Here is a 12285-nt window from a genome sequence, read left to right as displayed (position 1 = left end):
GTAACCCGATAGGGGTAGAGGCATGACACTTTCATTAGACGATATCGCTTGGCACCGCTCGGTCGGGCAACTGATCGACGCCCTCGACAAGCCCAACTTCTGGACGCAGCTGGTGCGTCTGCTGGATCAGTACGTGACCTTCGACAGCTGGGTGGCGCTGCTTTTCAGCGCGGACCAGCACCCGCAGGTCTTCGCCGAATGCCCGGGCGAGGACGGCAGCCCCGACCAGTTGTTCCAGGATTACCTGCGCGGGCTGTACTTGCTCGACCCGTTTTACATCGCCTGCCGCGAGCAATCGCGCACCGGCCTTTATCGACTGTCGGAAGTGGCGCCGGAGCACTTCGAGCTGACCGAGTATTACCAACGCTACTTTCGTCTGAATGTGGTGGCCGATGAAATCCAGTTCAATTGTCAGCTCGAAGGCGACCGCACATTGTGTCTGTCATTGGGTAGCAAGCAGCGTTTCAGCGGCCAGCAGATTGCCTTGCTGTCGCTGATCCAGCCTTGGGTGCTCGGCCTGTTGCGCCAGCGCCTGCCCTACGAAATCAACGAAGTCGTGGCCCTGGCGCCGGCACCGATCCAGGGCGATTGGCGTGTGCAGCTGGAAGCGTCGGTGCAACAACTCAAGGGCGCGCAATTGACCGCCCGGGAGCTGGATGTCGGGCGCTTGATGCTCAGCGGTTGCTCCAGCAAAGAAATCGCCCGCAAGCTGGAAATCTCTGTAGAAACCGTGAAAGTCCATAAGAAACACATGTACAGCAAGCTGGGGATCAAGTCCCAGTCCGAGCTGTTCTCGATATTCCTCCAGGCGCAAAATGCCTGACATAGCACGGGCCTGTAGGAGCGAAGCTTGCTCGCGAAGAGGCCATTTCTTTCAACATTGATATTGGCTGATACACCGCTTTCGCGAGCAAGCTTCGCTCCTACAGGGTCCGTGTGTACCTGCTAACCGAGTCCGAACCAAGGAACCCGTATGAGCCTGTCACTCCTGAGCCGCTACGCCTTCTTTGCCGCTTGCGTGATATTCACCCTCGCCAGCCTGCCCTTCCTCGAACACGACTGGCTCTGGCCGATCACCGCCATGACCGGCGTTCTGAGCCTGGTGGGCCTGTTCGATCTGCTGCAAAGCCCCCACGCGGTGCGGCGCAACTACCCGATCCTGGGCAACATTCGCTATCTGGTGGAGGGCATTCGCCCGGAAATCCGCCAATACCTGCTCGAATCCGACAGCGACGCCCTGCCCTTCTCCCGGGCCCAGCGCTCGCTGGTCTATTCCCGGGCCAAGAATGAAAGCGCCGACAAACCCTTCGGCACGCTGATCGATGTTTACCAATCGGGTTTCGAATTCATCGGCCACTCGATGCGCCCGGCGCCGTTGAGCGACCCGAGCAGTTTCCGGGTCATCGTCGGCGGGCCACAGTGCACTCAGCCGTACTCGGCGTCGGTGTTCAACATCTCGGCCATGAGCTTCGGCTCGCTCAGCGCCAATGCCATTCGCGCGTTGAACCAAGGCGCCAAACTCGGCAACTTCGCCCATGACACGGGCGAAGGCAGCATCAGCGCCTATCACCGGGAAAACGGCGGCGACCTGACCTGGGAACTGGGCAGCGGCTACTTCGGTTGCCGCACCGCTGACGGGCGCTTCGATCCAGAGCGCTTTGCCGCCCAGGCGCAAACGCCGCAAGTACGGATGATCGAAATCAAGATGTCGCAAGGCGCCAAACCCGGCCATGGCGGCATCCTGCCCAAGCACAAAGTCACCCAGGAAATCGCCGAAACCCGCGGCATCCTGATGGGCGAAGATTGCATCTCGCCGTCGCGGCACAGCGCGTTCTCCACGCCGATAGAACTGATGCACTTCATCCAGCAATTGCGTGAACTGTCCGGCGGCAAACCGGTGGGTTTCAAGTTCTGCCTTGGTCACCCGTGGGAATTCATGGGCATCGCCAAGGCCATGCTTGAGACCGGCATTCTCCCGGACTTCATCGTGGTCGACGGCAAGGAAGGCGGAACCGGCGCCGCGCCCGTGGAGTTCACCGACCACATCGGCGTGCCAATGCGCGAAGGCCTGCTATTCGTGCACAACACGCTGGTCGGCCTGAACCTGCGCGACAAAATCAAACTCGGCGCCAGCGGCAAGATCGTCAGTGCCTTCGACATCGCCAGCGTCCTGGCCATCGGCGCCGACTGGGCCAACTCGGCACGCGGCTTCATGTTCGCCATCGGATGCATCCAGTCGCAAAGCTGCCACACCAACAAATGCCCGACCGGCGTCGCCACTCAAGACACCCTGCGTCAACGTGCACTGGTGGTCCCGGACAAGGCCCAGCGCGTGTTCAACTTTCACCGCAACACGCTCAAGGCCCTGGCGGAAATGCTCGCGGCCGCCGGCCTCGATCATCCTTCACAACTGTCGGCCAAGCATCTGGTGCGGCGCATGTCGGCGACCGAGATCAAGTTGTTCTCGCAGTTGCATGTGTTCTTGAAACCGGGGGAATTGCTCACTGGTGAGGTGAACGGCGAGTTTTACTCGCGGATGTGGCAGATGGCGCGGGCGGATAGTTTTGAGCCTAACGAAGTGATTGCCGCGTAAAGATTATCCTGCATGCCAGCCTTATGGGGAGGCTGGCATCAGCGGCACGTTCACGCTTCGCGCTCGCCATACAGGACAAATCTCGAAAAGAAGAACCCGCAGACCAGACTCAACAACGAGAACGACCCTACGGTCACCAGCCCGTGGATTTTCCAGACATCGGCGTAATGCCCGACGACAAAACTCATTACCCCCATAAACAACACATACAGCAGATAACGAACTACCGATGCCCCGGCCTCAAACGTGTAGAGCGCATGCACATAGAATGAGAACGTTGCGGCCACACAAAACGCCGAAAAATTACTGGCAGCCTGACTCAATTCTGCGGCGATGGTGAGTACATAAAACATCTGCCAATGAATGAGCGTATTGGCCACGCCAACGACCGCATACGTGGAGAATTCTTTCCATAAGGCTTTCATGTCCGTTCCTTGAACTGTTCCGGTTTCAGGTGCGGTTCAAACCTAAAGTCGCAGACAGTTGCGCGTCTACTGTAAGAACTAACAGGTAGCGCGGTATTCCAGACCAACGGTCAAGGGCTTCACCACTGGAGCGAGGGGATCCGGACAGGTTCTTTCATGACGATAAAGCCGTAATCTCCCAGCAGATAAATCCGATAAAACAGACTGTCCACCAGTGGTGCATAACCCTGGTAACCCACCATCGTCGCGTTGCGCCGTTCCTTTTCCCTGACCACATTGGTAATGCCTGCTTTAGGCAGGTTTTCCGCGAGCATGTAGAAGTCGATGTTCAACAAGTAATGCAAAACCGGTATCTGCTTGAACGACCCGACAGCCCCCACCAGCCAGTGATCGGAGTACGTCACCGACATATAAATGCGCTTGGCTTCGCGCAACGCCGGGCGCGAAGCAATGTCGGCACTCAAGGCAGACAGCGCATTAGTCGCGAAAGTCTTTTGTAACGTCAGCACCCGTCCATAAGCGAAGGAAAGCGAGAGCATCGCCAACAATGGAACCAGCAACAGCAACGGCAGCTTTCCGTGCACCGGCGCCAGCGCCCGATGGCTCAGGTAGAACAGCAATACCAGCACGACCGCAAAGCCCATCAAGGTGCGGGCGCCTTCATTGAAGTCGCGGAAAAACAATGAGGCGCCCGGCACCAGCAACATCAGTACGGGCAAGATCAACAGGCACAGCAGGCCGATCACGGTTTTGTTCAGCCCAGTGTCGGCACGCTTCAGTACACGCTGTCCTACGCCCACGGCACCGGCGACGGCGCACAGCAACAGCGCGGCGAACACCCAGGCAAACCCGCCATGGAACAGCAGTACGATCTTTTCCAGCACCCGGCCCGCATTGGTTTCAATTTGCAGCAACGGCGCCGCTGCCCCGTTCAACAATGAGGTTCGGCTCTGAGTCATGAAGGAGTAGGCGGTGGCGTAATAAATCAAACCGGCCAGCCCAACCTGTACAACTTTGCAGCCGATCAATCGCCACCACGCAGGCCATGCCAATGGGTCGTCCGTGCGCCGCAACAACTCCAGGCAACACAGACCGAGAAACACATTGAAGCTGACCTGATAAAGCCCGATGGCCAAGGCAATCAGCGCGGCCGGTATCAACAGATGCTGGACGCGCGAGGGGCTTTGAAAGGTGGTCGCGTAGATCACCGCCACCAGGCTCAGCGCCATGGTCGGTCCGTCATATTGATACGACAGGTTTTGCAGGAAAAACGGGTTATACCAAAGCGGCAGCAGCACCAGGCAATGGGTAAACGTCGGTTCTGGGAAGTAGTGGAATGTCAGCCGGGTCAGGGCTGAGCTCATCGCCAGCGTGGCGATCAACAGCGGCAGCGGGAAGATGTTCGGCGCGGCGCCGCTGAAGGTCAGCAGGTTGTAGAACCACTGCGCGAACAACCGGCCCTCCTCCGCCCAGCCGGTGCCGGCGGCCAGGGCACGCCAGTTGTCATCGATGTAGGGATAATCCGCGAGGATCAGCGGCAGGATGTAAATCAGCGTCGCGAACAGAAACAACAACCAGACTTGGCGGCCTGTGAGTTCTTTGTCGAGCCAATCGCTGATCTTCATGCCGGCGCCTCATGGGAATTCCGCCTTCAATCGATAAAGCTTTGAACCCCGACGGTAGTTAGAGATCGCGGACCTGCGCGTCTTTTAGACAGGCGGTGGCCCCCTCGGCAATGCACTGAGACATTCCGTAATATCCGCACTTTGCAATTGCCGGTGAATCCCTGCACCCTGCGCGCCGCCAATGTGCGGCGCGCAACCCTTTGTGTCGCAGGCCGCGCCTACTTCAAAACCCGTTCAAGAGCCCGCAGCCATGACGACTGAACGCGATCACCGGATCGACTTTTTCCGCGGCCTGGCGCTGATCTTCATTTTCTGGGATCACGTGCCCCACAACCCTTTGGGTCAAATCACCCTGCGCAATTTCGGTTTCAGCGATGCCGCGGAAATCTTCGTGTTCCTCGCCGGTTACGCGGCGGTCCTGGCCTACGGCAAGATCCTCGCCCGCGACGGTTACCTGATTGCCTGCGTGAAAATCCTGCGCCGCGCCTGGGTGTTGTATGTGGTGCATATTTTCCTGCTGGCGATGCTGATGGGCATCGTGTTCTTCGCCAACAGCCATGTGGAAACCCGAGATCTGGTGGAGGAGATGGGCATGCACCACTTCATCAGCAACCCGCAGCAAGCCTTGATCGATGAGCTGCTGTTGCGCTTCAAACCGAACCTGATGGACCCGTTACCGCTCTACATCGTGCTGCTGGCAGGTTTGCCGCTGGTGCTGCCGATATTTGTGCGCAAACCATGGGTGGTGGTGGCGATGTCGTTTGCGGTGTACCTGACGGTGCCGTTGTTCGGTTGGAATCTGGCCGCCATCAAGGACGGCGTGTGGTATTTCAACCCCGTCGCCTGGCAACTGTTGTTCGTACTCGGCGGTGCCGCTGCGATTCATGGGCAACGCCCGCGGTTGCCCGACAGACGCTCGTTGCTGCGCCAGCCATTGTTTGTGAGTGCGGCGTTATACGCAGGCGTTGCCGGAGTACTGACCGTATTGTGGCGGTGGCCGCAACTGCATGATGCGATGGTACCGAGCAGCCTGAGCAACCTGTTGTATCCGATCAGCAAGACCGACCTGTCGCCGGTGCGTCTTCTGCACTTTCTGGCGCTGGCGTATGTCACGGCGAAACTGTTGCCGGACACTGGCTGGACGCAGAACTGGCTGGCGCAGCAATGCAGTCGCATGGGGCGTTATTCGCTGGAAGTGTTCTGCCTCGGCGTGTTGTTGGCGCCGTTGGCGGACATGGTCAACGCCCTGACCGACGATGCGTTTGCCATGCAAATCTTCACCGCGTTGGTGGGAGCGGGGTTGATGGGGTTGTTGGGGGTTTGGCTGGATTTCAACAAACGCCTGAATCGGTCGGCTCACGTCGCCGCCGCTTGATATCGACACAGTAACCCTTGTGGCAAGGGGACTTTTGTGGCGAGGGGATTTATCCCCGTTCGGCTGCGCAGCAGTCGTAAAACCATAGCACTCGGTATACCTGACTTATCGCGACCGCCGGTTTTGGGGCGGCTGCGCCGCCCAACGGGGATAAATCCCCTCGCCACAAAAGCCCCCTCGCCACAGGGATTTCGTCAGCCAATAAAAAGCCCCGGCCAACGGACCGGGGCTTTTGCGTTTCAGGCGTTACGACTTACGAAGCCGAACGCACCGCACCTTGCGACACATTGGTCGGTTGCAGCTTGAACACATAGAACAACACCGTCAGCAGCACCAGGAACGCCGGGCCGACGTAGAGCGCCACGCGGGTTTCCGGGAAGTAGGCCATCAGGCCGACCACCAGCACCAGGAACGCCAGCGCCAGGTACGAGCTGACCGGGTACAGCCACATCTTGTATTTCAGGCCGGCACGTTCGCTGGCGCTCAGGCCTTTGCGGAACTTGAGCTGGGCCAGCAGGATCATCACCCAGGTCCAGATCGCGCCGAAGGTGGCAATCGCCGTCACCCAGACGAAGACTTTTTCAGGCACCAGGTAGTTGAGCAAAACGCCCAGCAACAACGCGCCGATCGACAGCAGCAGCGCCCGACGTGGCACGCCGTTGTTCGAGGTCTTGGCGAAACCGGCCGGGGCCTGGCCGTTCTGCGCCAGGCTGTAGAGCATGCGCCCGGTGCTGAAGATGCCGCCGTTGCAGGACGACAGCGCCGCGGTGATCACCACGAAGTTGATGATGCCGGCCGCGGTCTTGATGCCCAGACGTTCAAAGGTCATCACGAACGGACTGCCCTGGGTGCCGATTTCGTTCCACGGGTAGATCGACAGAATCACGAACAACGCACCGACGTAGAACAGCAGAATCCGCCAGAACACCGAGCCGATCGCGTTGGGAATGGTCTTCTGCGGGTTCTTCGCTTCACCGGCGGTCAGGCCGATCATCTCGACGCCGAGGTAGGCGAACATCACCATCTGCAGCGACATCAACACGCCTTGCACGCCGTTGGGCATGAAGCCGCCGTGGGCCCAGAGATTGGAAATCCCCAGTGCTACGCCGTCGTTGCCGAAGCCGAACGCGATCACGCCGATGCCGCCGACCACCATCGCGATGATGGTGACGATCTTGATCAGGGCGAACCAGAACTCGAATTCACCGAAGGCTTTCACCGCGATCAGGTTGATCGAGCCCATGCTGATCAACGCAGCGAGTGCCCAGATCCAGCGTGGCACATCGGGGAACCAGACGCCCATGTACACCGCCACGGCGGTGATTTCCGCGACACAGGTCACCAGCCACAGGAACCAGTAGTTCCAGCCTGTCAGGAAGCCCGCCAAAGGGCCGAGGTAGTCTTGAGCGTAACGGCTGAAGGAGCCGGCGACCGGGTTGTGCACGGCCATTTCGCCGAGGGCGCGCATGATCACCAGGATCGCCAGACCGCCGATGATGTAGGACAGCATGATTGCCGGGCCGGCCATTTCGATGGCCTTGGCCGAACCGAGAAACAGGCCGACGCCGATACAGGCACCGAGCGCCATCAAGCGAATATGCCGTTCGCCGAGTTCGCGTTTAAGCGGGCCGCCCTGAGCGGTCTCGCCGTGGGGCAGGTGATTGCCGACTGGCATAGGGGTACAACCTCGTCTTGTTATTGGATATGACCACCGAGTAACAAAGCGCTGACCGGTAAGCCATTGCTTCTGAGAAACCGGGCCTGCTTCGTGAGCAAACCCGTCTTGCAGGACAACACCTGCAAGATCAGCGGGGCGTGCAGTATAAAAAGCTTCGTACAGGGTTTTTCACTCTATAAACCACAACATTCAGCCAGAACTCTCGGGAAAAGCCCGGTTAGCGGAGGGGCATTACCTGACTTTTGTAGGATATTTCACCAGCTGAAACGCCGCGGAGTATTGCACAGCATTGGTGCATCGTCATGCCCCCGGCTAAGCCTTATTTGCTGATCGATGGCTCTGGCTCAAGCTTTTCAGGCGTACTTACGCGTCCTTAGGCAAAGGAGCTGTTGTGGCGAGGGGGCTTGCCCCCGTTCGGCTGCGCAGCAGTCGTAAATCCTGCGGATGCGGTGTGGCTGAAATGACGGGGGAGCGCTTCGCACTCCAACGGGGGCAAGCCCCCTCGCCACAAAAGCCCCGCAGCCACAAAGTCTCTGCCGATCACTTCGCTGGGTCCTGCACAGAAATCAGAAATTTCACTCAATAGTCTCAGCGTTCTTGCAGATCACTCCCTACTAGCCTGAAAGCGTCACTTAACTTTCATGCAAGGAAGCATTGGATTGCCTACTCAACCAAACTCCCACCGCCTGCGTTCAGGCAGGAATTCCGAGAGCGGTCGCGCCTATCTCATCACTGCAGTCGTTCATGACCGCCAACCCCTATTTTCTGATTGGCGAGTGGGGCGTTTACTTGTTGCAGAACTCCGACGAGCACACGATGCAGGGCTTGTAGACTCAATAGCTTGGGTTGTAATGCCCGATCACTTTCATTGGCTTATGCAACTGAAAGAAAACGATCTGGGTGGTGTCATCGGTTCCATCAAGTCACGTTGCACTCAAACAGTGAACAAAATGACTGATAGGCATGGCCCGCTATGGCAAACCGGTTTCCACGACCGAGCGATCCGCGATGGCGAAGAACTTCTTCCGTTCGCTCGCTACATTGTTGCTAATCCATTGCGCGCAGGGTTGGTAGAAAAAATCGGTGATTACCCGCTCTGGGATGCCAACTGGCTATAAAACGAACAAAAAACCTGTGGCAAGGGGCTTCCTGTGGCGAGGGGGCTTGCCCCCGTTCGGCTGCGCAGCAGTCGTAAATCCTGCGGATGCGGTGTGGCTGAAATGACGGGGGAGCGCTTCGCACTCCAACGGGGGCAAGCCCCCTCGCCACAAAAGGCTCCCTCACCACATCAATCCCCTCACCCCAAAAGCTCCTTTCCTCAGGTACTTGACGATGAAAATTCGAAATTTGTGCACCCACAATTTTTTCACCATCGCCAACCACCGACTAAGCTTCAGACAAGTCCGATCAATCTGCGTGAATGGATCAATCGACTATGGGCGCTTTATGGCAAACCGATTCGAGTAAAACTGTGGTTCCGACTGAACGTGTGGATGAAGCGCCTTTACCTGAAAAACCCCCTGGCAGTCGTATGACGCACGGATGGGGGGCGTTCTGGTTGTTGCTGGTCATTATCCTGATTGTCCTGGGGCTCGCCGCTGCCAAGGAAATGCGCACCTCGAAGTTTCAATCCCGCGAGGTCAGCAAATTCGCCGCCTCCCTGAGTTACGAAATGAAACCCGGCCCCAGCGACGCCATTCGCTATCCCGGTGCAGGCCCGTTCGACCTGCGTTTGGGTTACAGCTCGCTGGGTGAGTTCCTGCCGCGATTGCTCAAGCGTGACTATGTCATTGCCTCACAAACCCGCTTCTCTGAAAAGCTGATGGACTACACCGACAAGGGCTTTTTCGTGCCCTATGCGGAGAAAATACAGGCTGGACTGTCGATCACCGATTGCCGTGCGGCGCCGCTGTACCAGTACAAATACCCACAACAACTGTATTCAAGCTTTGAGTCGATTCCGCCGGTGGTGGTCAGCAGTCTGTTGTTTATTGAAAACCGCTTTTTGCTCGACCCCAAGCAACCCTTGGCCAACCCCGCCGTGGACTGGCCGCGGTTCGGCATGGCGATCTGGTCGCAGGTGGCCAAACTGATACACCTGCCGGGCCAGTCGGCGGGCGGCAGTACGCTGGCGACGCAACTTGAGAAATACCGGCACTCGCCCGATGGCCTGACGGTCTCGGGCGCAGAAAAGATCCGGCAGATGATTTCCGCCACCGTGCGTGCTTATCAAGCGGGGCCGGAAACCTTGCAGACCCGGCAGAATGTGGTGCGCGACTACCTCAACAGCGTGCCGTTGTCGGCGGTACCGGGCCACGGTGAAGTACATGGCATGGCCGAGGGCTTGCGCGTCTGGTACGGCGCCGATTTCAACAAGGCCAACGAACGGCTGGCCAGCACCGACACGGATCCCAAGAGCATGGCCGAAAAAGGCCTGGCCCTGCGTGAAATGCTCTCGCTGATGATCGCCCAGCGCCGCCCTTCTCACTACCTGACCAAGGGTCACGATGAACTGGCGGATCTCACCGACAGCCACATCCGCCTGCTGGCGGCGAATGGTGTGATCGACGCGCCCTTCGCTGCCGCCGCCCTGGCCAGCAAGGTGACCTACCGCGACTGGCAGACCCAGCCGACCATTCAGCCGATTGAAACCAACAAAGGCATCAGCGTAGCGCGCAGTCGTCTGGGCGGGCTGCTCAACCGTCCGCTGTACGACCTCGACCGCCTCGACCTGTCCGCCACCAGCACCCTGCAAGGTGACTTGCAGACCCAGGCCACCGAGTACCTCAAACACCTGGCCGACCCGGCGTTTGCCACACAAATCGGTCTGATGGGCGAACGCTTGCTCACCCCCACCAGCACCACCCAGGTGCGCTACAGCTTCACGCTGTTTGAGCTGACACCGGACGGCGCGCGCGTGCGGGTGCAGACCGACAGCACCGACCAGCCGTTCGACATCAACGAGGGCAGCAAGCTGGAACTGGGCTCCACCGCGAAAATGCGCGTACTCACGACTTACCTGCAAATCATGGCCGAGCTGCACGATAAATACGCCACGATGACCGTCCCGGAGTTGAAGAAAGTCGACATCCCGGATCAGGATCGCCTGAGCCGCTGGGCCGTCGATTACCTGATTCAGAACAAAGACCGCAACCTGCCGGCCATGCTCGGCGCCGCGCTGGATCGTAAATATTCGGCCAGCCCCGGCGAAGCGTTTTTCACCGGCGGCGGGCTGCACACCTTCGTCAACTTCCGCAAGGAAGACAACGGCCGCATTCCGACCTTGCGCGATGCCTTGCGTGAGTCGATCAACCTGCCGTTCATTCGGCTGATGCGTGACCTGGTGCGCTACACCACGTATTCCGGCCCCAACAACAGCGCCGAATTGCTCAAGGACGATCGCGACCCGCGGCGTCAGGAATACCTGGCCTCGTTTGCCGACCGCGAAGGCACTTCGTTCCTGCTGAAGTTCTGGAAAAAATACAAAAACAAGGACACCCAGGCGCGGCTCGACACCTTCCTCGACAGCATGCGTCCGACGCCGATTCGCATGGCGGCGGTGCACCGTTATCTGTTGCCCCAGGCCAGTCAGGAAAGTTTCAACGCCTTTGTGCGCGCGCACCTCAAAGGCGCCAAGCTCACCGAAAAACTCACCGACGAACGCCTGCAACGGCTCTACGAGAATTACAGCCCCGGCGCCTACGACTTGCCGGATCAAGGCTTCATCGCCAAGGTTCACCCGCTGGACCTGTGGCTCATGGGTTACCTGCTGAATAACCCGGATGCCAAGTGGAGCCAGATCGTCAAAGCCAGCCACTTCGAGCGCCAGGAAGTCTACAGCTGGCTGTTCAAGAGTCGTCACAAGGGCGCCCGCGACAGCCGCATTCGTACCATGCTGGAAATCGAAGCCTTCCTCGACATTCATCAGCGCTGGCAGAAAGTCGGTTACCCGTTCGATCACCTGGTGCCCTCGCTGGCCACTGCCATCGGCAGCTCCGGCGATCGCCCGGCAGCGTTGGGCGAGTTGATCGGTACCATCCTCAACGACGGTGTGCGCATGCCGACATTGCGCATCGACACCCTGAATTTCGCGGCGAATACGCCATACGAAACCAAACTGATCAATGACCCGGACGCCGGCAAACGGGTGATGCCGTCCGAAGTGGCCACGGCCATGCGCGAGGCCTTGTCGCAAGTGGTGGACGCCGGTACGGCCAAACGTGTTTCCGGCAGTTTCATCACGCCCGACGGCAAACCCCTGGCGATGGGCGGCAAGACCGGGACCGGGGATAACCGCATCGAAGCCATTGGTTCCGGCGGGCGGATTCTGAGTTCGAAGTCGATCAACCGCACGGCTACCTTCGTGTTTTTTATCGGTGACAACCACTTCGGTACGTTGACCGCCTTCGTGCCCGGGCGCACCGCCGAAGCCTTCAAGTTCACCTCGGCGCTGCCCGTACAGGTGCTCAAGGGCATGGCGCCGATTCTCACGCCGTATCTGCAACCGGGTGCGCATACGCAATGCCTGCCGGTGGAGGTAGCGCGGCGCTGAAAAAAGGCGGTAATTATTGATTTTCGGCATTGGTAAT

General features: G+C 58.9%; 8 protein-coding genes. 5 read left to right on the top strand and 3 right to left on the bottom strand.

Translation table 11 applies throughout. The annotated features are described in order from the left end of the window. Positions 1-22: 22 nt before the first annotated feature. Both ACIQV9_RS08980 and ACIQV9_RS08975 read left to right on the top strand, forming a co-directional pair. Entirely contained in the window at positions 23-823 is an 801-nt protein-coding gene (locus tag ACIQV9_RS08980; RefSeq protein ID WP_059406091.1) for a LuxR C-terminal-related transcriptional regulator, read from the top strand. 150 nt (positions 824-973) lie between these two features. Beyond that, positions 974-2593 carry an FMN-binding glutamate synthase family protein gene (locus ACIQV9_RS08975; protein ID WP_403100164.1) on the top strand — a complete coding sequence of 540 codons (1620 nt, stop codon included), beginning with the start codon at positions 974-976 and terminating at the stop codon, positions 2591-2593. A gap of 50 nt (positions 2594-2643) precedes the next feature. On the opposite strand, the gene ACIQV9_RS08970 is transcribed toward ACIQV9_RS08975, so the two are convergent. Continuing rightward, a complete protein-coding gene (locus ACIQV9_RS08970; RefSeq protein WP_403100163.1) occupies positions 2644-3018 on the bottom strand; it encodes a GtrA family protein in 375 nt (124 codons plus the stop codon). 119 nt (positions 3019-3137) lie between these two features. Next, positions 3138-4643, bottom strand: a complete 1506-nt coding sequence (locus ACIQV9_RS08965) for a glucosyltransferase domain-containing protein (RefSeq protein WP_403100161.1) — start codon at positions 4641-4643, stop codon at positions 3138-3140. Positions 4644-4893: 250 nt separating this feature from the next. Between ACIQV9_RS08965 and ACIQV9_RS08960 the strand changes: the two genes are divergently transcribed. Next, positions 4894-6018 carry an OpgC family protein gene (locus tag ACIQV9_RS08960; RefSeq protein WP_403100159.1) on the top strand — a complete coding sequence of 375 codons (1125 nt, stop codon included), beginning with the start codon at positions 4894-4896 and terminating at the stop codon, positions 6016-6018. A 253-nt stretch (positions 6019-6271) separates the two neighbouring features. Here ACIQV9_RS08960 and ACIQV9_RS08955 read toward each other — a convergent pair whose 3' ends face one another. Further along, positions 6272-7693 carry an amino acid permease gene (locus tag ACIQV9_RS08955; RefSeq protein WP_403100157.1) on the bottom strand — a complete coding sequence of 474 codons (1422 nt, stop codon included), beginning with the start codon at positions 7691-7693 and terminating at the stop codon, positions 6272-6274. A gap of 662 nt (positions 7694-8355) precedes the next feature. On the opposite strand from ACIQV9_RS08955, the gene ACIQV9_RS08950 reads away from it, so the two are divergent. Then, entirely contained in the window at positions 8356-8814 is a 459-nt protein-coding gene (locus ACIQV9_RS08950; protein ID WP_403100155.1) for an REP-associated tyrosine transposase, read from the top strand. Between the two features lie 317 nt (positions 8815-9131). Then, complete coding sequence (locus ACIQV9_RS08945) at positions 9132-12248, top strand: transglycosylase domain-containing protein (protein ID WP_403100153.1); 3117 nt, start codon at positions 9132-9134, stop codon at positions 12246-12248. Positions 12249-12285 lie beyond the last annotated feature (37 nt).

Source organism: Pseudomonas sp. NPDC099000, assembly GCF_044759925.1.
Classification (GTDB): domain Bacteria; phylum Pseudomonadota; class Gammaproteobacteria; order Pseudomonadales; family Pseudomonadaceae; genus Aquipseudomonas.
Note: the sequence above shows the minus strand (reverse complement) of the source record. Positions and strands in the feature narration are given on the sequence as shown.